Source organism: Rhizobium sp. R693, assembly GCF_002211315.1.
Taxonomy (GTDB): Bacteria; Pseudomonadota; Alphaproteobacteria; order Rhizobiales; family Rhizobiaceae; genus Rhizobium.
The window spans coordinates 226939-247815 of the sequence record NZ_LOKY01000034.1; the positions used below are offsets into that span (position 1 = coordinate 226939).

General features: G+C 61.3%; 21 protein-coding genes and 1 riboswitch. Of the genes, 3 read left to right on the forward strand and 18 right to left on the reverse strand.

The window, feature by feature from the left end; translation table 11 throughout:
- The first annotated feature begins 10 nt into the window (after positions 1 to 10).
- Complete coding sequence (locus ATY79_RS21815) at positions 11 to 409, forward strand: polyketide cyclase (RefSeq protein WP_088704843.1); 399 nt, start codon at positions 11 to 13, stop codon at positions 407 to 409.
- Positions 410 to 418: 9 nt separating this feature from the next.
- Positions 419 to 772 carry a VOC family protein gene (locus ATY79_RS21820; protein ID WP_088694476.1) on the forward strand — a complete coding sequence of 118 codons (354 nt, stop codon included), beginning with the start codon at positions 419 to 421 and terminating at the stop codon, positions 770 to 772.
- On the opposite strand, the gene ATY79_RS21825 is transcribed toward ATY79_RS21820, so the two are convergent.
- From ATY79_RS21825 to ATY79_RS21885, 13 genes are all read right to left on the reverse strand, one after another.
- A complete protein-coding gene (locus ATY79_RS21825; protein WP_088694477.1) occupies positions 726 to 1490 on the reverse strand; it encodes a PAS domain-containing protein in 765 nt (254 codons plus the stop codon). The two genes, ATY79_RS21820 and ATY79_RS21825, sit on opposite strands and share 47 nt — an antisense overlap.
- Before the next feature lie 184 nt (positions 1491 to 1674).
- Positions 1675 to 2610 (reverse strand): lipid A biosynthesis lauroyl acyltransferase, encoded by a 936-nt coding sequence (locus ATY79_RS21830; protein ID WP_088704844.1) that lies wholly within the window; start codon positions 2608 to 2610, stop codon positions 1675 to 1677.
- Positions 2611 to 2614: 4 nt separating this feature from the next.
- The gene (locus ATY79_RS21835) at positions 2615 to 3643 is read right to left on the reverse strand and encodes a zinc-binding dehydrogenase (protein ID WP_088704845.1); all 1029 of its coding nucleotides are present in this window, start codon (positions 3641 to 3643) and stop codon (positions 2615 to 2617) included.
- Positions 3644 to 3697: 54 nt separating this feature from the next.
- Positions 3698 to 4984: a beta-ketoacyl-ACP synthase gene (locus tag ATY79_RS21840; protein ID WP_088694388.1), complete on the reverse strand. Its 1287-nt coding sequence runs from the start codon at positions 4982 to 4984 to the stop codon at positions 3698 to 3700.
- Positions 4985 to 4995: 11 nt separating this feature from the next.
- Positions 4996 to 6192, reverse strand: a complete 1197-nt coding sequence (locus ATY79_RS21845; protein ID WP_088694389.1) for a beta-ketoacyl-ACP synthase — start codon at positions 6190 to 6192, stop codon at positions 4996 to 4998.
- A complete protein-coding gene (locus ATY79_RS21850) occupies positions 6189 to 6671 on the reverse strand; it encodes a 3-hydroxyacyl-ACP dehydratase FabZ family protein (RefSeq protein ID WP_088694390.1) in 483 nt (160 codons plus the stop codon). Before ATY79_RS21850 ends, ATY79_RS21845 begins: the two co-directional genes overlap by 4 nt.
- Before the next feature lie 114 nt (positions 6672 to 6785).
- Positions 6786 to 7064 carry an acyl carrier protein gene (locus tag ATY79_RS21855; protein WP_007533215.1) on the reverse strand — a complete coding sequence of 93 codons (279 nt, stop codon included), beginning with the start codon at positions 7062 to 7064 and terminating at the stop codon, positions 6786 to 6788.
- 171 nt (positions 7065 to 7235) lie between these two features.
- Complete coding sequence (gene cbiB, locus ATY79_RS21860) at positions 7236 to 8216, reverse strand: adenosylcobinamide-phosphate synthase CbiB (protein ID WP_088694391.1); 981 nt, start codon at positions 8214 to 8216, stop codon at positions 7236 to 7238.
- A complete protein-coding gene (gene cobD, locus ATY79_RS21865; RefSeq protein WP_088694392.1) occupies positions 8213 to 9214 on the reverse strand; it encodes a threonine-phosphate decarboxylase CobD in 1002 nt (333 codons plus the stop codon). Before cobD ends, cbiB begins: the two co-directional genes overlap by 4 nt.
- Positions 9211 to 10518 (reverse strand): cobyrinate a,c-diamide synthase, encoded by a 1308-nt coding sequence (locus ATY79_RS21870; RefSeq protein WP_088694393.1) that lies wholly within the window; start codon positions 10516 to 10518, stop codon positions 9211 to 9213. The genes cobD and ATY79_RS21870 overlap by 4 nt, the downstream gene beginning before the upstream one ends.
- A complete protein-coding gene (gene cobA / locus ATY79_RS21875) occupies positions 10515 to 11357 on the reverse strand; it encodes a uroporphyrinogen-III C-methyltransferase (protein WP_189637238.1) in 843 nt (280 codons plus the stop codon). Before cobA ends, ATY79_RS21870 begins: the two co-directional genes overlap by 4 nt.
- A 149-nt stretch (positions 11358 to 11506) precedes the next feature.
- Complete coding sequence (locus ATY79_RS21880) at positions 11507 to 12457, reverse strand: nucleoside hydrolase (protein ID WP_088694395.1); 951 nt, start codon at positions 12455 to 12457, stop codon at positions 11507 to 11509.
- A 73-nt stretch (positions 12458 to 12530) separates the two neighbouring features.
- Positions 12531 to 12950 (reverse strand): cobalamin biosynthesis protein, encoded by a 420-nt coding sequence (locus ATY79_RS21885; RefSeq protein WP_088694396.1) that lies wholly within the window; start codon positions 12948 to 12950, stop codon positions 12531 to 12533.
- A 97-nt stretch (positions 12951 to 13047) separates the two neighbouring features.
- Between ATY79_RS21885 and ATY79_RS21890 the strand changes: the two genes are divergently transcribed.
- The gene (locus ATY79_RS21890; protein WP_088694478.1) at positions 13048 to 13833 is read left to right on the forward strand and encodes a TSUP family transporter; all 786 of its coding nucleotides are present in this window, start codon (positions 13048 to 13050) and stop codon (positions 13831 to 13833) included.
- A 43-nt stretch (positions 13834 to 13876) separates the two neighbouring features.
- On the opposite strand, the gene ATY79_RS21895 is transcribed toward ATY79_RS21890, so the two are convergent.
- Genes ATY79_RS21895 through cobU form a run of 5 tightly spaced genes read right to left on the reverse strand, consistent with a single transcriptional unit; the run spans position 13877 to position 20310 of the window.
- Positions 13877 to 14302: an EamA family transporter gene (locus tag ATY79_RS21895; protein WP_088694397.1), complete on the reverse strand. Its 426-nt coding sequence runs from the start codon at positions 14300 to 14302 to the stop codon at positions 13877 to 13879.
- Positions 14302 to 14934 (reverse strand): cob(I)yrinic acid a,c-diamide adenosyltransferase, encoded by a 633-nt coding sequence (gene cobO / locus ATY79_RS21900; protein ID WP_088694398.1) that lies wholly within the window; start codon positions 14932 to 14934, stop codon positions 14302 to 14304. Before cobO ends, ATY79_RS21895 begins: the two co-directional genes overlap by 1 nt.
- A gap of 1 nt (position 14935) precedes the next feature.
- Positions 14936 to 18721 carry a cobaltochelatase subunit CobN gene (gene cobN / locus ATY79_RS21905; protein ID WP_088704846.1) on the reverse strand — a complete coding sequence of 1262 codons (3786 nt, stop codon included), beginning with the start codon at positions 18719 to 18721 and terminating at the stop codon, positions 14936 to 14938.
- Between the two features lie 9 nt (positions 18722 to 18730).
- Positions 18731 to 19780, reverse strand: coding sequence for a cobalamin biosynthesis protein CobW (gene cobW, locus ATY79_RS21910; RefSeq protein ID WP_088704847.1), 1050 nt, complete (start codon positions 19778 to 19780; stop codon positions 18731 to 18733).
- A 5-nt stretch (positions 19781 to 19785) separates the two neighbouring features.
- The gene (gene cobU / locus ATY79_RS21915) at positions 19786 to 20310 is read right to left on the reverse strand and encodes a bifunctional adenosylcobinamide kinase/adenosylcobinamide-phosphate guanylyltransferase (RefSeq protein ID WP_088694480.1); all 525 of its coding nucleotides are present in this window, start codon (positions 20308 to 20310) and stop codon (positions 19786 to 19788) included.
- 128 nt (positions 20311 to 20438) lie between these two features.
- A riboswitch (cobalamin riboswitch) is annotated at positions 20439 to 20836 on the reverse strand.
- Positions 20837 to 20877: the final 41 nt, after the last annotated feature.

The following is a 20877-nucleotide window of genomic DNA, read 5'->3' on the forward strand; positions in this document are numbered from 1 at the left end:
GGAAAACGCCATGTCTACGATGCCCGCAAGGATCATCCACCGCTCCATCGACCGGAATTGGCGCGACGTCTATGCCTTTGCGGCCGCCCCTGAGAACATGCCACTCTGGGCGTCCGGATTGGCCTCAGGGTTGGAGCACAGCGGCGAAGACTGGATTGCTACCGGGGCTCTCGGCGCGGTGAAGGTCAGTTTCGTCCCGCACAACGAGTTCGGCGTCATCGACCACACGGTAACAATCGAGAGCGGGCTGCGCGTCTACAACGCACTACGGATCGTGCCGAACGGCGATGGCTGCGAGGTCATGTTCACGCTGTTGCGCATCCCCGGCATGACAGACGAGCAATTCGAGGCCGATGCCGCGCATATCGCGAAGGATCTGACGGCATTGAAGGCATTGATGGAAGCATAGGAGGCGATGATGGCTGCAACAGCGGACACCCGACGTATCGACTACATCGAATTCAACGTCGGCAATATAGAAGCCACCAAAGCGTTCTACCGCAGGGCCTTCGGCTGGTCCTTTACCGACTACGGCCCCGAATACTGCGAATTCGATGACGGGCGGCTCAAGGGCGGCTTTACGACACTGGGCACTCCGCAGCCTGGCGGCCCCCTCGTCATTCTCTATGCGGACGATCTTGAGGCCGCCCTTTCAAGCGTGGAAGGCGCCGGTGGGACCATTGTGAAACCGATCACCGGGTTCCCTGGTGGACGCCGGTTTCACTTCAGTGATCCGGATGGATATGAGCTTGCCGTTTGGACGAAGAGTTGATCAAGCGACGGTCGGCGCCTTCGCTCCCGGTATGCTGCATGATGATCAAGGCACCGATCACGCTTCCTGAAGAATCTCGCAATGGCGACATGCGGCAACGAACCGTTTTCACCGCATCGCCGTCGCCGCGCTCATAAGCGTAGTCGCTTCCGCGCCCTGCAAAACAAGCGTCGAGCCTTGCCTTCGCGCCTCCATGAAAGCGCTTCTCGCCAATAAATTCGATCAGGTGACGACCGATCAAATCGATCGCCTTCTTGCCGAGATAGGTCGAGTTGACGGTATTGGAATAGAGATACCGATAGTCCCTCGTCAGCACAGCGACACGATCCGGTATGGCATCGAGGATTGCCGCATTCAGGAAGTTGCCATTGTCGACGTTCGGCGTGAACGCAAAGGGATCGACAATAGGCTGCCTCTCGACCGGCATCATCCGCCAGCGAGGCGCGGCCCCACCGAAGTACTTTTCCATGAGCGTGGAAAGCAGCGCAACATAGCCGCGAACGGACTCACTGTCGTCCGCATACTGGTCAATGAGACAGCTGACGAATTCGAGCTGCATATGAACTTCGAGGATATTCGTCGCAGAGTGCCCGAGGATTGCGTCGACGAGTGGCTCGACCGAGCAATCGAGTATGCTTACGCGCGCGTCATCGCCCGCTGCGATAGCTGCATCGATCTGCGCACAACACAATGAGAACGCCCGAAAAAGCCCCAGCAAGACGCCTCCAAATGCATTCCGGAAGAGAATGCGACCGAGATCGGCCGAGCTTTGCTTCACGCAAGTTGAAACCGCGGACGCCTAGCCACTCGCCTTGATGGTAATCGGTAACATGACACACGTTCATATTCAATGAACGCATGCCCCTGTTTTTCAATGATAAGATGTAGGGATCGGGTTGCGCCTACTTCAGCACGTCGTGCTTGATCTTCCAGCGGTCATGATACCAGAGCCACTGCTCGGGATATTGCCGCACCCAGCATTCGACCTTGTCGTTTAGAAGCTGCGCGGTCGCCACCATATCGAGATTGCCGTTCGCATCCCGAGGAATGTCGAGCTTCGGCTCGATTTCCAGCCGATAGCGATTTCCCGGAAGCCGGATACAGCGGGCCGGATAGACCTCGCAATTGAACTGACGGACGAGCTTTCCGAGCAATGGGTTGGTTTTGACATCGAGCCCGAAAAACGTCGTCTTCAGGCCCTTGCGGAACTTCTGGTCGACGAGGACGCCAACGCCCTGCCCCGCCTCCAGCTGCCGCGCCAAGGCGAAGGACGAGCCGGCGTGAGACGGCACCAGCTTGCCCATTCGCGCGCTGCGAAAATCGAAGACTTTCTGCGCGACATAGGGGTTGTTCGGTGGGCGGAAGAGCACGGAAACATGGAGACCAAATGCCGCGCCGGCCACCGGCAGCAGCTCGAAATTGCCCGTGTGCGCTGTGAAGACAATGAATGGCCGCTGATTTTCCAGCAGATCGATAAAAATCGGTATGCCCGACACCTCGACCCGGCCCGGCTCCTTGCGCAAATAGTCGAAATCGAACAGCCGGTCGAGAAACACGTACTCGGCGGCGAGACGTCCCATGTTCCCCCAGCTCGCCAACGCGATTTCCTGAATCTCCGCTTCGCTCTTTTCAGGAAAAGCGTTGCGCAGATTTGTGAGCATCAGCCGGTGGCGCTTCACGCGCGGGCCGAGTTTGCGTGTTAGCCAGTCCGCAAAGTTGATCGCACCGTCAGCCGGAAACAGCTTCAGGAAGTTCAGGAAACCGAACATCGCCTGGGCGATCAACCACTGGCGAAAGTGGATGAGGGCCAGCACGATTTTAGTGATGAAGAGCTTCAAGGGCTCAATCCATCTTGAGGATGATCTTGCCGAAGATCTGGCGCGTTTCCATCCGCTCCAGTGCGCGGTCGATGTCGTCGAAGCCGACTTCGGTATCGATGACTGGATGGACCAGCCCGCGGCCCATCTTTTGCATGGCGTTCGCCATGTTCTCCATGCGGCAGCCGAAGGAGCCGAGCAACTTCAGCTGCTGCTGGAAAAGCATCATCAGGTTCATGTCGGTGGAAACACCGGAGGTCGAGCCACAGGTGACGAGACGACCGCCGCGCTTCATCGACAGCATGGAGCCTGCCCACGTGTCCTTGCCGACGTGCTCGAAAACGACGTCGACGCCCTTCTTCTTGGTGAGCTTGCGCACGACGCCTTCAAAGCGGTCGGTGCGGTAGTTGATGACGTGATCAGCGCCGAGCGCCTTGGCCTTCTCGATCTTGTCATCGGAGCCGACGGTGGTGATAACCGTGCAACCGATCTTCTTGGCGAGCTGAATCGCCGCCGTACCGATGCCGGAACCGCCTGCGTGCACGAGGATGGTTTCCCCCGGCTCCAGCTTGGCGTTGTCGAACAGCATGTGCTCGACCGTTCCAAAGGTAACCGGAGCCAGTGCCGCGCCAATGGCATCAACGCCCGGAGGAGCGGGAACTAGCAGACGCGCCGGCAGGTTCACCTTCTCCTGCGCGAAACCGTCAAGATGGAAGCCGTGAACGCCGGAAACATGCTCACAGAGATTGTCACGTCCCTCGCTGCATGGCCGGCAGAGACCGCAGGTGCGTGCGCCATAGATCGACACGAGTTGGCCCGGCAGCACATTGGCAACACCCGGCCCGATCGTTTCGACAACGCCAGCAGCTTCCGCGCCGATTACCAGCGGCATCTTGCGCTTCGCGAACGCCATGCCGCGCCAGCCCCAGACGTCGATATGATTGAGAGCAACTGCCTTGACGCGCAGTGTAACCTCACCCGGGCCGGGAGCATCCGGTTCCGGAAGGTCGGTGATCTCAAGCTTGCGATCGTCAATCAGTTGCAAAGCGCGCATGGCAAAGTCCTTCGCCGCGAAGGCGTTCTATCTCGATGTTTTGTCGGGAACCGATTAAGCTGGTTCGAGTGCCATGACAAGGCTGGCATTCTGCCCGCCGAAGCCGAAGGAGTTGGAAAGCACGGCGTTGACCTGGCTCTCCCGCTTCTTGTTTGGCACCACGTCGATAACGATCGATGGATCGGGGTTTGTGTAGTTGATCGTTGGCGGCAGCGTGCCGGTCAGCATCGTCTGCAGCGAGAACACAGCTTCCACGGCTCCTGCGGCCGTCAACGTATGGCCGATCATCGACTTGTTCGACGACAGGGGAATGGACGCCATCCGTTCACCAAACACAGCCAGCATGGAGCCATATTCCATTTTGTCGTTCTCTGGCGTCGAGGTGCCGTGAGCGTTGATGTAGCCGATATCGCCCTCATCCATACCAGCATCGGCCAGCGCCGCACGGATCGTCGCGATCGCCGGTCCGCCATCCGGAGACGAGCGGGTACGATGGAAGGAGTCGGCCTTTTCGCCAGCGCCCTTCATGATGCCGAGAACCTTCGCGCCGCGCGCGACGGCAGCCTCAAGCGACTCCAGTACCAGGGTCGCGGCACCTTCGGCGATGACGAAGCCATCGCGATCCTTGCTGAACGGCTTCGAAGCCTTCGTCGGCGGATCGTTCTGCGTGGAGAGAGCTGATAGCAGCGAGAAGCGGATCAGTGCCTCTGCGCTTACAGAACCGTCGGTCGCAACAGCCAGCGCCCGCGACGTGCGGCCCTGGCGGATTGCTTCGATACCGAGCTGGATTGCAGTTGCGCCGGATGCGCAGGCGGTCGACAGCGTCACAGGCAGGCCACGCGTGCCGAAGCGATCGGCCAAGCGCTCGGAAATCGCACCGAACAGCGATGCTTCGTGGAATGCAGCGTCAGGACGCAGGCGCATGGCTGCCAGGAACCGGTCGTAGGCATCGCCGGCATGATCGGCCGGCGGCGAGCGGTCGGCGAGATCAAAGCGCGCGCTCCATTCCGGTTCGATCGGCGGCGCAGCCAGGAACAGCGGACCGTCGAAATCGCCGCTGATACCAGCATCGGCGAGCGCTTCAATTGTAGTCTCCCGCGCGAACGCATAGGAGCGTTCGACCGCGTTGGCGACCGGAATATCGATGAAGTCAACCGTGCCGGCAATGCGCGTCGAAAGACCCTCGGTCGGGAAGCGTTTGATCGCGTGAATACCAGAGGTACCGGCGGTGAGTGCCGACCAGTTGTCCTTCAGGCCCTGCCCCAGCGAGGTGATGATACCCACACCCGTCACTGCGACGATCGGACGGCCGAGATGATCCTTGTAAGCCGAATCTTTCATTTGCATACTCCTCACGCTTCCGCGGAAAGAACCGCGACGCCTTCGCCGCGCTGATGACCGACTGTCGTAACGATAGCTGCCTTGGTCGCGGCCGCCATCGGCTTCTCGTGGGCCGGGTCGAAAACCGGAACCTTAGCCTTGCTGTCGACGGCCAACGCCGCCAGCGTCAGACCGAGCGTGAAATGTGCCTCAAGACCGTGGCCGGTGACGCCGCCGAAACCGCGGACAGCCGCACCGGGCAAATGACGTTCGAGGACAGCCCTTTCGCGCCCGGCAAGGTCGGGAATACCTGTGGAGCCGGAGAAGATCGCGGTGCTTTCCGGCGAAAGGTCAGAGGCGGTTTCCAGCAGCCGCCCGAGGCGCTTCTCGAGCTTGCCGACATCGCGCTTGCCACGATCGCCTTCGATCGACGAAATCGATGCGTAGATGTGCGCGCCGCGTGCTTCGGCATGGGCACGCGATTCCAGCACGAGGAACGCGCCAACCGAGCCCGAAATGACGCCGCCTTGATCGCGCGACCAGAGAGGCTGCCAGTCGTCGCGGGAGTAGACGTTGATGGCTTCGAACAAAAGCACCATGTCCAGGCGCTCCGCTGAATAGGCGCCACCGACCAGCGCGTGCGTCGATTCGCCCGACTTGATGCGATAGAAGGCCGTCTCAACAGCGGAAATGCCAGCGGATTCCTCGCCCATGAAGGTCCTCGAAGAACCGGTGACCTTGTGGACGATGGAAATGTTACCGGCCAGCAGGTTCGAAAGCTGAGCCAGGAACAGCGTCGGCCGCAGCTCCGTCGTGAGCTTCTCATTCAGGAGAGCCTCGCGGTCGTTGCGCTTCAGGCCCTCGTCAACGATCAGCGTATCGACGTTGATATCGCGCTCGCCGCCACCTGCCGCGACGATCATGTCCATGGTGCCGCAGGCTTCCGCATCATCCTTGAAGCCGGCATCATCGAGTGCGAGCCCGGCGGCGAAAACACCGATGCGCTGCCAGTTTTCCATCTGCCGCTGATCGCCGCGCTTGGCGATCTGCTGCGACCAGTCGATCTCCGGAAGCGGATGGACCGGATACGGCTTGAACTTCTCAAGCTCGACCACTGTCTGCGGCGCGCCCTCGGCGTTGAGCAGTGCGATATGCGGCTCCTTGCCAACGCCCTGGCACGTTACAATGCCGACGCCCGTGATCACGACATCATTCTGAGCCTTGCTCATCCATTCACTCCCTGTGCAGCGATCGCATCCATCAGGCCAACTTCACCGGCACGCTTCTTGACGATATCTCCAAGCGGAACCTCGCTGAAGGGCATGGTCCTGAGCTTCAGCTGCGCATCGCAAACCTTCTTGCCGCCGCTTGTGATCTTGGCCTTGGTTACAGCAAATCCCGAACCGTCGTGCTCCAGAAACGCCTCGATCTCAAGCACCGCCTCTGGTTCCACGAAGGTACGCATCTTGGCGCCGTCGACGGACATCAGGAATGGCATGACAGTGAAATCGGTAGCTGCGAGCACGAGCATGCCCGACGCTTGCGCCATCGTTTCGATCAGCAACACGCCGGGAACCAGGGGCATGCCGGGAAAATGACCTTCGAAGACCGGGCTCTTCGCCGGCACGACTGAGCGCGCCTTGAGCGTCCCCTTCTGAAGGTCGACCGCCTCGATGCGGTCAATCATCTGGAAGTATTCCAGTAGCATCGAATCCTCCGGCCACAAGGACACCTTGCCCTGCGGCTAGGCCTACTTAGGAACGAAACCGCCCGGCCGCCATGGTTAACAGCGGCAGGGCGGAGAAAAAGATGACGGTGCCGGTCAGGCCTTGGCGGCGCGCAGCTCGTCGATCTTGGCACAGAGGTTCTTCAGCACGAAATATTCTTCCGTCGAAACCTTGCCCTCGTTGACTTCCTGCGTCCACTTCTCGAGCGGGATCTTGATGCCGAATTCCTTGTCGATCGCAAAGACGATATCGAGGAAGTCGAGGCTGTCGATACCGAGGTCGTCGATCGTATGGCTTTCCGGCTTGATCGTATCGCGATCGATCTCGCTGGTTTCTGCAATGATGTCGGCAACTTTATCGAATGTGGCGGTCACGCACTTACCTCTTGAAATGACGAGTTAACCCTCCTCATAGGCAAATCCATTTCAAAAAGCCAATGCTTTCCGCCGTCTCGGCATGCAATTTGCAGGACCAGTGTTGCTTAAACAGCAAAGCACAACGAAGCGTTTGCTGGCCGCGCATGAGCGGAGCACTTCCGCTCACGCCTAGAGCAGAAGCAGGAAAAGGACCAGGGCGGCCGCGGCAAGGATCGAGCAGCTTGCATAGAAGACCGAGACGCCATCTTCGATATCGACGACCGTTGCCGTATCGCGCCCGCCACCATTGATCATCGGCTCCATGACAACAACCCCGGAATACACGCGCGGCCCGGCGAGCTGCACATTCAGAGCCCCGGCCATCGCCGCCTCCGGTCGCCCGGAATTCGGCGACCGATGCAGTCCGCCGTCCCGCACGGCAACGCGCAGTGCCTCCTGAAAGGCGGTGCGGCCTCGGCGCAACCACGCTCCAGCAGCGATCAACAAAATCGAGAGGCGCGCTGCCGGCCAGTTGGCGAAGTCGTCCAGGCGCGCCGCCGCCCAACCGAAATCGGCATATCTATCGGACTTGTGGCCGATCATCGAATCCGCCGTGTTCAGCATCTTGTAGGCAAACAAGCCGGGCAAGCCGAAAACTGCGTACCAGAGGGCCGGAGCAACCACGCCATCTGAGAAATTCTCGGCCAGGCTCTCGATCGCCGCACGGCAGACGGCTGGCTCGTCGAGGGTTTCCGGATCACGCCCAACGATTCGCGAAACGGCCAGCCGGCCACCGCTGATGCCTCCGGTTTTCAGCCCGGCGGCAACAGCCTCCACATGATCGGCAAGGCTCTTCTGTGCCATGAATACGGCAACGCAAATCACCTCCAGCAGAATTCCGGCCAAACCAAACAGCGAGAAAAGCCAATGCAGCGCGACACCCGCAACGGCACTGAGGATCAAGAGACCGGCAATCGACCAGACGCCGTTGCGACGCCGTTCGCGCTTGTGAAACTCATCACGATTGAACATCCGGTCGACGCGGGAGATCGCGTTTCCAAACAGCACGACCGGGTGCTGCAGGCGCATCCACAAGGCATCCGGATCACCGACAATCCGATCCAGCAAAAGGGCAAGAACCAGCACGAGAAGGTTATGGTCAAGCATCATGATGTGAAACTCTGCAGTGCATAGGAAAGCCGTTGGTCGCCAGCCGCGTCAGGAACGAGACCGAAACGCAACCAGCGCGGCTCATAGTCGAACTTGCGGACCAGAATATGATGCCGGCAAAGATGCCGGTGCAAGTCGGCGGCGTGCCCGTGTTCGACAAGCGCAAACAGATCGCTCCTGCCGACGATGCGCAAGCTGCCTTGCTCGAGCGTAGTGCGCAACGCGCTGGCCCTTTCCGATAGCCTACGCTGTATCGGGGCAACATCTGACGCGAAAAGGTCTGTTGCGATCGAAAGCGCCGGACCTGACACCGCCCATGGCCCAAGCAGGTCTTCGACGCGCTTCAGGATCGGCTGCACCGCGAGGACAAACCCCAGGCGTAATCCTGCCAGTCCGAAGAACTTGCCGAAAGAACGGGAGATGAGAACGTTCGCCAGCCGCGGGGCAAAAGGCGCCAAGCTTAACTGCGGGCATGTGTCCCCGAAGGCTTCGTCCACGATGACAACACCTCCCCTGGCCTCCATCTCTTTGCTGAATGCGACGAGTCTCTCGGGAGAGTAAAAGCGACCGGTGGGGTTGTTCGGATTGACGATGACGACAATTGCGTGATCGGCTGCGACGTCATCAAGGCCGGCGACAAGATCAACGGAGCGACCTGCCCTCCTGAACGCGCGCTCATATTCGCCGTAGGTCGGCCCCAGAATTGCTACCCGTCCGGCAACCTCGAAGAGCCGCGGCAACAGCTGGATCACGGATTGCGTACCGGGAACAGGAAGCGGGAAAATGTCACCACTGCGATAGTAGCCCTGTGCCGCAACGCGCGCCCGATCGGCCAGATAGGTGTCAGGCAGGCGATGCCAGGCACGCATCGGCACGTCTGGGAGTGGAACGGGGCACGGATTGATCCCCGTCGAAAGATCAAGCCAATGTTCAAGCTCGCCGCCGTAGATTGCAGCCGCAGCCGTGATGCCGCCGCCGTGAACGATCGGAGCATTCATCTTGTCCCCTCGGCAAGGTCAATCAGGTGCATGTAGGATCCCGCAACCTGGCCACGCTGGAGGCCCGCTTGCCCGAGATCATTGCCCAACGCGTCCGTCACCTGAAAAACGCGATCGGCTTCCCCTTCGGAAACCACCGCCGAATAGTGAAACTCGTGTGCCGTCATGGGCTTTTCGAAGTAGGACGAGTTCAACGGTCTCACGCGCCGATAGCCAAGGTGACGTTTGCGTTCCTCATAACTCGTGACGACAGGCAGGAGACCGAGCATTTCGTGACGCTTGCCGGTGCCGTCTATGAGGCCTTCACCTAGAACCATGTATCCGCCGCACTCACCGTAGATTCGCACGCCCTTGCCCGCTGCATCGATAAGCTTTGCCCTGAAATTGCTCGCAGCGGCGATCCGCCCTGGATGCAACTCCGGATAGCCGCCCGGAAGATAGATGGCGTCTGCCGTCGAATCCGGTGCCTCATCGGCAAGCGGTGAGAAGAAACTGATCTCCGCGCCGCGTCGACGCCAACCAAGCAACATATGCTCGTAGGAAAAGGCGAAGGCGATGTCGCGGGCCACGGCGATCCTGCTGCCGAGCGGCCGCAGCCGCGCAATGTTCGCCGTCGACGGACGGTTCAGGCCTTGGCGCGCAATGCGCAGCAGGAATTCGAAATTGCATTCTTCCGATATGGCATCCGCCGCATGCTCGATGAAGCTCTCAAGCATCTGATGCTCTCCCGCCTGAACAAGGCCGAGATGCCTTTCGGGAAGGGCAATGTCATTGTCGCGGCGGACGACGGCAACGATCGGCATGCGGATCGCTTCGAGCGCCTTGCGAAGCATCATCTCATGGCGTTCACCGCCGACCTTGTTAAGGATCACGCCGGCGATACGGACATCGGCACGGAAGCCCGCAAATCCTGTCACCAGCGCCGCCACCGACTGCGACATATGCGAGGCATCGACGACGAGCACCACGGAAAGCCCAAGCATGGCGGCTAGATCGGCCGCAGTCCCTTTGCCGTCGGTCGCACCATCGAAGAGCCCCATCATCGCTTCGATGATGAGAATGCGGTCGCCAGAGCGATGCAGGGTCGCATTGGCGGCGATCAGTTCCGGGCGCATCGCCCACGGGTCGAAGTTGAGACAGGCAACGCCGCTCGCCGCCGCGTGAAAGGCCGGGTCGATATAGTCTGGGCCAGCCTTGCCGGGGGCGATCGCGACACCGCGTTTGCGAAGTGCGCGCAAAAGCCCCAGCGTCACCGTCGTCTTGCCCGATCCGGAAGAAGGGGCTGCAATCAACAAACCGCTCATGCCGTCTCCCTGCTGTTCGAGTCTTGGAACGGATCAGGGCGCAATCTGCGTCCCGCGAGTGCGCCCAGCCAATCAAGCGACTGACGCAGCCGCACGACCTCCCCGATCACGACGATCGCCGGCGGTTCGAGGCCGGAAGCAGCGACAGCGGAAGGCGCTTCGCCGAGCGTCGTTTCCAGGACCTGCTGGTCGCCGGTCGATGCGTTGCAGACGAAGGCGACAGGCTCCATCGGGGAGCGCCCTGCGGCAATCAGGTTCCTGCTGATCTGCGCGATATGCTTCATCGCCATATAGATGACGATCACAGGCGAGCCCTTGCCGATGGCTTCCCAATTGATGGCATCCGGCACGATGCCCGAAGAATCGTGCCCCGTCAGGAATGTCACTGCATGGTTGACATCCCTATGCGTCACCGGAATGCCGGCATAGGCCAGCCCGCCGATACCTGCGGTAATACCGGGCACGATGCGGAACGGGACATTGTGCTCGACCAGCGTCAACGCCTCCTCGCCACCCCGCCCGAAGACGAAGGGATCGCCTCCCTTGAGACGCAAGACCCGCTTTCCGGCACGGGCGAGTTCGACAAGCCGCAGCGAAATGTCGCGCTGCTTGGCGGACGGCTTGCCACCACGCTTTCCCGCATATTCAAGCAGAGCGTCGGGCCGTGCGAGTTTCAGGCAGTCGGCATTCACCAGCGCGTCGTGAACGACCACGTCCGCCTCCGCCAGGCCCTTGGCGGCAAGAAGCGTGAGCAGTCCGGGCTCGCCCGGACCTGCACCAACAAGCCAGACGCTGCCCGGCTCAAGAGCCGGCAGATGTGAAAACGCAGCTTCGATCATTGGCATGATCTATGCCCCGTCGCTGGCAAGGTCAACGCCGCTGATCGGGCGGAAGCGAGATGTGAAGACACGCCTGCTCCAACCATTCTATCGCGCGCGATCGTTCCTTGTGATTCGCGCTCCGTGGTCCGTGTAACGAGACCCAATCCTCACGTCCGCAGAAGGGTATCGCGTATGAGATCGATGACGTTCTCGGATTCGATGCCGGTACAGACAACCTGGTTTGGCAGGCCATCCCAGTCGCCAGGCGGAAAGCGACGGCCGTCCGGCTTCACGATCGTCTGTCCATCCGCAATCCCGCCGCAAACGACTCGCACCGCGCCGCTGATGGTCGAGAACAGCTCGGGCGCTACGACATAGACGCAAGCGCAGCTGTCGTGAACCATCATGCCGTCTTCGACGGCGTGCTTGTAGAAGTCGATGTAGTCCTGCGAGAGATCGTTCAGCAGCTTGACTGCCCTGTTGCCCTTGGCGGCAACGTCGGCAAGATAACTGCGGCTCATTGTCGTGATCGCGGTCACGTCGAGGCCGATAACGGCAACCTTCCAGGCCGCAGTCAGAACGATGTCGGCGGCCTCGGGATCGCCGTGGATATTGGCTTCGGCCACCGGCGACACGTTGCCCGGAACATAGAAGTTGCCGCCCATGATGACGACGTCCTTCACGAGCCCGGCGATCTCCGGGTCTTCCTTGAGCGCCATCGCCAGGTTGGTCATACGGCCGACGGCAACCAGCCTGACTTCGCCCGGATTGGCGCGAACCGTATCGATAATGAAGCGATGGGCAGGACGCGGATCGATCGGCAGGTCGATGGTTTCGGGCACCTCGATGTTGCCGAGGCCGTTTTCGCCGTGCACAAAGGTCGGCCACGCCCTTTCCTCGCGGGTCGCATCCACGGTCACGCTGGCGCCCTTGGCAACGGGCGCAGGAATGTTCCATTCGCGCTTCAGGAACAGCGCGTTGCGTGTCGTCGTCTCCACCGACGCGTTGCCGAAGACGGTCGTGATACCGATCAGGTCGATCTCGGGATGGCGGTGCAGGAAGAGCAGAGCCATTGCATCATCGACGCCCGGATCCGTGTCATAAATGACCTTGTGCATGAGTGTGCCTCTTTTCGTTATTGTCGCAGGGCAGCCGGACGGCGCCGCGAAGTCGGCGCCACCATAGCGCCCGCTAATCTTTCTGCAACAGGGCACACGCAATGGATGCCGTCGCGCGCTGCGACTTGATTTTCGGAACAACCAACGCCGCATGCGGTCCAATCGCTGCCAGCGCCGCGGATTCCGCGACCCCATGACACCCCACCCGGGCGAAGACGATCGTCGAAGGATTTTTCAGCCTCGGCGTTTCCTCTTCGAGCCGCAGCGCACTGAAGAAAAGGAGTGGCGCCCCAAGGTCACGTGCCAACCCAAGGATCGCGGGCTCGTTGCCGCGCGTGTCGATGGATGCGACGCCCGCAAGCTCACCCGGGCTGATGCCAGCCGCCGCCAGCGCCGCACTGGCAAGCTCGGTTACCTCGTCTTGCGGCGTTCCACGCTCGCAGCCGATGCCGAGCACGTACCGGCGCAATCCATCGAATACATTTCCAGTCATGTGCGACAATGAAACCCGCCCCCGTGTCCACCAAGCCATTGCAGCATGGGGCTGGAAATGCAACATGCGCCGCGTCCACGTTCCAGAGTTTCCCTCCTTGTCCGATCTTGCCCCTCATCTCATCTTCATGCTGGCCGCGGCCGGCTTTTTTGCTGGCTTTGTCGATTCCATTGCCGGCGGCGGGGGCTTGATTACCGTCCCGGCGATGCTGATCGCGGGTATTCCGCCGCTGCAAACACTCGGCACCAACAAGGTACAGTCCGTATTCGGGGCAGCCTCCGCGACGATCGCCTATGCCCGAAAGGGACATGTTCACCTACGCACCCAGCTGCCGATGGCGCTGATGGCAATCTTCGGCGGCTCCCTTGGCGCTGCCTTGGCAACGATCGTGCCGGGCGACCTGTTGCGCGCGATCATGCCGGTCCTTCTGGTGGCAATCGCACTCTATTTTGCGCTGAAGCCGAACCTCGGCGATGTCGACAAGCATCGCCGCATCACGCCCTTCGTTTTCGGGCTTACGCTGGTACCGGCCATCGGATTTTACGACGGTGTCTTTGGTCCCGGCACGGGATCGTTCTTCATGCTGTCGTTCGTCTCGCTCGCCGGCTTCGGTATGCTGAAGGCGACGGCGCACACCAAACTGTTGAATTTCGGCTCCAATGTCGGCGCTCTCATCGTCTTCGTTTCCTTCGGCGCGATCATTTGGAAGATCGGGCTGATGATGGGCGTCTGCCAGTTCCTGGGCGCGCAGCTAGGCTCGCGCCTTGCGATGCGCACGGGCGCGCGCCTGATCAAGCCGCTGCTCGTCATCGTCTGCATCGCCTTCACGATCAAGCTTCTGGCCGATCCAGCCAATCCGATCCGCGTCTGGCTCGAGATCTGATATTGGCGACCCACCTCGCGTAAATTGTACGCGCCGGAAACGCTTAGAATAGAGCGAGCAGGAGCGCCCCACCAGCAATCAGGCCCACGCCGAGCCAGTTCATGAGGTTCAGCTTCTCACCGAGGAAGACGACGCCGAAAACCGCGACGAGAACGATCGAAAGCTTGTCGATCGGGGCGACGCGTGCAGCATCGCCGATCTTCAATGCGCGGAAATAGGCAAGCCAGGAGGCGCCGGTCGCCGCCCCCGAAAGGCAGAGGAACAGCCACGTCTTGCCTGAAATGCTGGAGAACGGCTGCCACTGCCCGGTTGCCGCGACAATGGCGCTGATGATGAAGACGATAACAACGGTGCGGATCAGGGTGGCGAGATCGGAATTGATGCCGGCAACGCCGATCTTCGCAAAGATCGCCGTCAATGCGGCGAAAGCCGCCGAAAGCACCGCCCAGAAAACCCAGCTCTGCGTCATCAGAACTCCACGCCCGGCTGCCCCTTGATGCCCGAGCGGAAGGGATGCTTGATAAGCTCCATCTCGGTCACGAGATCGGCGATCTCGATCAGTTCGTCCTTGGCGTTGCGCCCGGTCAGAACGACATGAGTCATATACGGCTTCTCGTTCTTCAGAAACTCCACGACCTCGTTGATATCGAGGTAATCATAACGCAACGCGATGTTGATCTCGTCGAGCAGCACCATCGAATTGCGCTCGTCGCGGATCAGTTCCTTCGCCCTCTCCCAAGCAGCGCCCGCCGCCGCGACATCGCGAGCGCGATCCTGCGTCTCCCAGGTGAAGCCCTCGCCCATGGTGTGGAACTGGCAGACATCGGAAAAGTGCTTTTCGATCAGGTCGCGCTCCCCGGTCCACATCGCGCCCTTGATGAACTGCACGACGGCCGAAGGCTTGCCGTGCGCGATATGCCGGAAGATCATTCCGAAGGCGGACGACGACTTACCCTTGCCCTTGCCAGTATGGACGATGATCAGGCCCTTTTCGTCCGTCTTCGTCGCCATGATCTTGTCGCGGGCGGCCTTCTTCTTCGCCATCTTCTCGGCGTGGCGGGCGTCGTCGTGGCCAGCGGCTTCGGTGGTTTCGTCGGTCATCTCAATATTCCCCGGATGTAAGCTTGCCTTGATGCAAGCCGAATGTGTCTGAAAGGTCGAACCGCGCCGAATTGCTGCGCGGCGTCCAGAGGCTGCGATCGATCGCTTCCAGCAGCCGCTCCTTCATGTCGGCGAAGGCGGCCGGGTTTTTCTCGATCATGAAATCGCGGACCTCAGGATCCACCACGAAAGCCTGGTAGACAGCTTCGAAGTGATGGTTGCCAACGGCACCCGTCGTCGCCGAGAAGGCAAAGAGGTAATCGACGGTAGCGGCGATCTCGAAGGCCCCCTTGTAGCCATGGCGCATGACGCCATCGATCCACTTCGGATTGACAACGCGGCCACGCACGACACGCCCGATCTCTTCTTCCAGCGACCTGATCACCGGCTTCTCCGGCCTCGAATGATCGTTGTGATAGATCGATGGCCGATCGCCCGCCAGCATTTCGGCCGCAGCCGCCATCCCGCCCTCGAACTGGTAATAGTCGTCGCTGTCGAGAAGATCGTGTTCGCGATTGTCCTGGTTCTGCACGACCGCTTGGATCGAGCGCAGCCGCTCTTCGAAGACGCCGCGCTCCGCCCGGCCCTCTTCGCCGGCGCCATAAGCGTAGCTTCCCCAGACAAGGTAGGCTTCTGCCAGATCGGCGCGACGCTCCCACCCCTTCTCATCGATCAGCGCTTGCAGACCAGCACCGTAGGCGCCAGGCTTCGAGCCGAAGACGCGGTAGCCGGCGCGGCGAACAGCTTGCGCCGCATCCAATCCCGCCTTTTCGAGACGGGCAGCCTCGCCGCCCATCCGCTCCGCAATCGGATTGTCGATAGCATCCTCTTCCAGCGCCCCGACGGCGCGGATTGCCTTGTCGAACAGAGCGATCTGCTCCGGAAAGGCGTCCCGGAAGAAGCCGGAGATACGCAATGTCACATCGACGCGCGGCCGACGCAGCAGCGCGGGCGGAATGATTTCATAGCCGGTGACGCGCCGCGAGGTCATGTCCCACACCGGCTTCACGCCGATCAGGGCGAGCGCCTGGGCGATATCGTCGCCGCCGGTGCGCATATTCGAGGTGCCCCAGGCGGTCAGGCCAAAGGAGACCGGCCATTCACCGTGATCCTGCACGTAGCGGCGGATCAGCAGCTCCGCGGACTTCTTCCCGAGCTCGTAGGCCGCCGGCGTCGGCACAGCCCGGCTGTCGACCGAGTAGAAATTCCGTCCGGTCGGCAGCACGTCCGGTCGGCCCCGCGTCGGAGCCCCAGATGGTCCCGGCGCTACGAAACGCCCGTCGAGCCCTCGAAGCAGGCCTTCGATCTCATCAGTCCCGCAGGCCAGAATGGCAGGCTTGAGCCGCGTTTCGATCTCCGCAAGAACAGCGTGAGTGGCCTCCCAACCTTCCGGGCAAGAAAACTCGCCGGCAACCAGCCGTGCCGCAAGCAGTTCGATCCGCTCGACGGCATCGCCGTTCGTTCTCCAGATCGCGTCCGTAGCGCTTGCGAGAACGTCAGGGAACGGCCCGGTCCAGACTCCGGCCATGTCGCAATCGAGCGGGTCGAACTCGGATCCGAGATCCGCCGCAATCGCACGCTGAAGACTACGATCGCCACCCTGTCCGAGCCCGCGCGGAACCCGCGCCAGCGCGACCGTCAAATCCGTCAGCAGCCGGCCCTGCGGCGAGACGCCGAACACATGCAGGCCGTCGCGAATCTGCATCTCCTTGAGATCGCAGAGGTAGGCGTCGAGTTTCTTCAATGCCTCGGTCTCGCTTTCCCCCTTGTCGATGCCGGCATCGCGATCGAGGCCTATGTCCGCCACGAGATCGAGGATCTGCTTGCTGAGAAGCCGGATCCGGCGCGGATCGCCGCCCGAAGCCTCGTAATATTCGTCGACCAGCGCCTCCAGATCCTTCAGCGGCCCGTAGCTCTCTGCACGCGTCAGCGGCGGCGTCAGGTGATCGATGATGACAGCAGCAGAACGACGCTTTGCCTGCGTTCCCTCACCCGGATCGTTGACGATGAAGGGATAGAGATGCGGCATGGGGCCAAGGATGGCTTCCGGGTAGCACTCCTCTGACAGCGCCAGCGCCTTACCGGGCAACCATTCGAGATTGCCATGCTTGCCCATATGAATAACGGCGTGAGCGCCGAACTCATGGCGAAGGAAGGCATAGAAGGCGAGATAGCCATGCGGTGGCACAAGATCCGGCGAATGGTAGCTCTCCTTCGGATCGATATTGTAGCCGCGTGCCGGCTGGATGCCCACCAGCACCTCCCCAAGCCGCATGAACGGCAGCGCAAACGCGCTGTCCACGACATAGGGATCGGCCTCGGGCGCACCCCAACGCACGCCGATTTCATCCTGAATCTTTTTCGGAAGTTTTACGAAGAAGGCTTTGTAACGACTCAAGGAAAGCGATTCGCGGACAAGCTTGCCGTCGCTGCCCGAGTTTGTCGGCCCTTCCATCAGACGCTGGATCAGCTGATCGCCATCCGCAGGTACATCTGAAACCGCATATCCGGCGGCACGCATGGCTTTCAGCACCTCGACAGTACCCGCCGGCGTGTCTAGTCCGACGCCGTTGCCGAGCCTGCCATCACGGTTCGGATAGTTCGCCAGAACAAGCGCGACGCGCCTCTCACTGGCGGCGGTGGTGCGCAGCTTCGCCCAATTGGCGGCAAGCCTGGCGGTATAGCGCATCCGTTCGATATCGGGTTCGCTACCGACAATGTTGGCCTCGACCCTCGCGTCGTAGCGGGCCGCCGATTTGAAGGAGACCGCACGAGAGAGCACCCGACCGTCCACTTCGGGCAGCGCGACGTTCATGCCAAGATCACGCGCCGAGAGCCCTTGCGAGGACGCGGCCCACGCCTGACGTGACGATGCCGAAAAGATCGCCTGAAGCACGACGGCATCATTGGCCTCGAGCACCGTCGGCTCGCGATCCGCGCCCGGCGCCGACACGGCAAAGCCTGTCGTGTTGATCACCACCGCGGGCTTGATGACATCAAACACGCTTTCCAGAATGCCCTTCGACACCGGATCCTTGAGGCTGTAGGCGAATACCGGCAACGGCCGGATGCCTTCCGAAAGCAGCGTGTCGACAAGCGCTTCGACCGGCCTTGTCTCGCCGCTTTGCACAAGCGCGCGATAGAAGCTGATAGCGACCGTCGGGAGACGCGAGCTTTCCCGAGGTGAGCGAAGCCGCTCGTCGCAGGCCGCCGCCCTCCACTCGTCGACCCCAAGCACGCCCTTGCCCGGCCACCATATGCCGGCCTTCATCAGCGGCGATGCAGCTTCCGGCTTTTCCGCGCCAGACAGCATCGCACCGGCATAGGCGAGAAATGCCCGCGAATTGCCGTCGCCACCCTCGATGAGATAGGCCCAAAGCGCGTTCAGATCCTCAAGCGGAACATTCGAAAACGGCGTCAAACCCGCATCGGGCTTCGAATCTCCCGGCAACACGGCGATCAGCGCGCCGGTTCGCGCCGCGGCGGCATGGAGCGCTTCCAGTGCGTAGTGGAAGTAGCTGGCACCACCCAGCGCCCTGACGACGATCAGCTTCGCATGACGAGCTGTCCGCTCCACATAGGCATCGACCGACATCGGATGCTTGAGGCTCATCAGGCTTGCGAGCCGCAGCGAGAATCCGGCCCCCGCTTCGTCGTAAGCTGCGGCCATCGCTGCGAGTTCGGTATCGGCAGCCGACAGGAACAGGACATCGCCGGGAGACTGACCAAGATCGATCGCCTCCTCGCCGTCGCTGATCGTTCCCTGCTGTGCCAGAAGCAGATGCATCGGTCTGCCTTATGCCAGCGTTTCGATCGCCTTGCGCACCGCCGCTTCGTCCATTTCGTGCAGGCCGATGACGACGAGGCGGGTGCCGCGCGCTTCACCGGACGCCCAGGCGCGATCGAAATAGTGGTCGATGCGGCTTCCGACCGCCTGCAGTTGCAGACGCATCGGCTTGCCGGGAACGTCGACGAAGCCCTTGAGCCGCAGCACGTCATGCTCGCCGATGATGCCCTTCAGCGCATCCACGAAGGCCGCAGGGTCGGCAACCGGGCCAAGCTCGACCACGAAGCTGTCGAACTCGTCATGGTCATGCTGCACGCCGTCCTCATGTTCGAGCTCGTGGTGGGACTTGCGATTGACTACATCGTCTTCCGTTCCGACACCGAGCCCGAGCAGCACGCTCGCCGGGACCTCGCCGTTGCGCGCCTCGATCATCACGGGCTTGCGGGCGATGCGCGAAGCGACCTCGTCCCGCACACGGCCAAGGCCGGCGGTGTCGAGAAGGTCGGTCTTGTTGAGCACGATCAGATCGGCGCAGGTCAACTGGTCCTCGAAAAGCTCCTCGATCGGGCTCTCATGGTCGAGCGACTCGTCTTCCACGCGGCGGGCCTCGACGGCATCGTGATCGTCGGCAAACCGGCCAGCGGCGACCGCGGCGCTGTCAACGACGGTAACGACGCCATCGACAGTGACCTGCGTGCGAATGTCCGGCCAGTTGAAGGCCGCAACGAGCGGCTGCGGCAGCGCGAGGCCGGATGTCTCGATGACGATATGGTCGGGGCGCTGCTCGCGCTCCAAAAGCTTCGTCATCGTCGGGATGAAGTCGTCGGCGACCGTGCAGCAGATGCAGCCGTTGGTGAGCTCGATGATGTCGTCCTCGGTGCAATTCTCGGCGCCGCAGCCCTTCAGCACCTCGCCGTCGACGCCGAGATCGCCGAACTCGTTGATGATGAGCGCGATCTTCTTGCCGTTGGTATTGGAGAGCAGATTGCGGATCATCGTCGTCTTGCCGGCGCCGAGGAAGCCGGTGATCACGGTCGCCGGGATTTTCTGCTGGTTCATGAAATTCAACCCTTCATCTTCAGCGGCAGTCCGGCCGCGATAAAATACACATCCGCGGCCTGAGCCGCGATCATTTGATGCAAGCGGCCGGCATGATCCCGGAACTCCCGCGCCATGCGGTTTTCTGGAACGATGCCGAGGCCGACCTCATTGGAAACGATGACAAGGCGCGCACGCGCCGTCGGCAGATACGCGGCAAGCGAGGCAAACTCGGCCTCCGTGTCGCGCTCCTCCATCATCAGGTTGGTGACCCAAAGCGTCAGGCAATCAACAAGGATCGCTCGTCCCTCGCCATCGATCGCCCGCACGCAGCCGACCAGATCAAGAGGCTCTTCGTGGGTCTGCCAGAGATCGCCGCGATCCGCCTTGTGCTTGTCGATCCGGGCGCGCATCTCGTCGTCCCAGGCGCGACCCGTTGCCACGTAATGGCGCTCCAAGCCGCTCGAGACGACTACTTGCTCGGCAAAGCGTGACTTTCCCGAGCGCGCGCCGCCCAGGACAAACGTCGCGCCGGATGATAGAGGGATCATCGTAGATGCTGTCCGATCTGCGGAAGCGATCCGCAAGAAACCGGAACGGCTGCAGAGCGCAGCCGGCAAATCTGTCTTTCAGCCATGACAACCTCCGTGCTGGCAGCGGGCATCGCCCAGGAATGGGCTTCTCGCCCGGCACGGTTGGCAGGTCTCCTGGCTCGCGGGTTTTGGCCGCGACCGGGGCAGACCGGAAACCGGTCGCCCCAGATCGTGCCAGCGGGTCTTCCTCGCCTTCCCGGCTGCATTTCATGAAAAGGCGGACGATTCGTAGACGCAAGAGGCGTCCTGCCCCGGTTGATCATGATGCACTGCCAGTGACTTTTCCGTCGCCACTTTCGCGCCACCCGCCTGCACCATCGCAGACTGTCAGTGACACGAAACCAACGTCGGACGGAAAACCCTGACCGCTCTACAGTCGCGGGGTCGGCTATGATAGCGGTGCCCTGATTGGGTCCACCGCTTCACATTCCCTTTTCATCCGCACCGATTCAACCGGTCCGGAACCATCCGTTATGAATTCATCGTTAGGCAAGGCCACTGGCGAAGTCAATCAAGCCGTCGCTG

Bases quoted from the DNA above. Each gene is read 5' to 3' on its own strand.
- ATY79_RS21815 (WP_088704843.1), top strand. From the start codon at position 11: ATGTCTACGATGCCCGCAAGGATCATCCACCGCTCCATCGACCGGAAT.
- ATY79_RS21820 (WP_088694476.1), top strand. From the start codon at position 419: ATGGCTGCAACAGCGGACACCCGACGTATCGACTACATCGAATTCAAC.
- ATY79_RS21835 (WP_088704845.1), bottom strand. From the start codon at position 3,643: ATGCGCGCTTTGCAACTGATTGACGATCGCAAGCTTGAGATCACCGAC.
- ATY79_RS21840 (WP_088694388.1), bottom strand. From the start codon at position 4,984: ATGAAAGATTCGGCTTACAAGGATCATCTCGGCCGTCCGATCGTCGCA.
- ATY79_RS21845 (WP_088694389.1), bottom strand. From the start codon at position 6,192: ATGAGCAAGGCTCAGAATGATGTCGTGATCACGGGCGTCGGCATTGTA.
- ATY79_RS21850 (WP_088694390.1), bottom strand. From the start codon at position 6,671: ATGCTACTGGAATACTTCCAGATGATTGACCGCATCGAGGCGGTCGAC.
- cbiB (WP_088694391.1), bottom strand. From the start codon at position 8,216: ATGATGCTTGACCATAACCTTCTCGTGCTGGTTCTTGCCCTTTTGCTG.
- cobD (WP_088694392.1), bottom strand. From the start codon at position 9,214: ATGAATGCTCCGATCGTTCACGGCGGCGGCATCACGGCTGCGGCTGCA.
- ATY79_RS21870 (WP_088694393.1), bottom strand. From the start codon at position 10,518: ATGAGCGGTTTGTTGATTGCAGCCCCTTCTTCCGGATCGGGCAAGACG.
- cobA (WP_189637238.1), bottom strand. From the start codon at position 11,357: ATGATCGAAGCTGCGTTTTCACATCTGCCGGCTCTTGAGCCGGGCAGC.
- ATY79_RS21880 (WP_088694395.1), bottom strand. From the start codon at position 12,457: ATGCACAAGGTCATTTATGACACGGATCCGGGCGTCGATGATGCAATG.
- ATY79_RS21885 (WP_088694396.1), bottom strand. From the start codon at position 12,950: ATGACTGGAAATGTATTCGATGGATTGCGCCGGTACGTGCTCGGCATC.
- ATY79_RS21895 (WP_088694397.1), bottom strand. From the start codon at position 14,302: ATGACGCAGAGCTGGGTTTTCTGGGCGGTGCTTTCGGCGGCTTTCGCC.
- cobO (WP_088694398.1), bottom strand. From the start codon at position 14,934: ATGACCGACGAAACCACCGAAGCCGCTGGCCACGACGACGCCCGCCAC.
- cobN (WP_088704846.1), bottom strand. From the start codon at position 18,721: ATGCATCTGCTTCTGGCACAGCAGGGAACGATCAGCGACGGCGAGGAG.
- cobW (WP_088704847.1), bottom strand. From the start codon at position 19,780: ATGAACCAGCAGAAAATCCCGGCGACCGTGATCACCGGCTTCCTCGGC.
- cobU (WP_088694480.1), bottom strand. From the start codon at position 20,310: ATGATCCCTCTATCATCCGGCGCGACGTTTGTCCTGGGCGGCGCGCGC.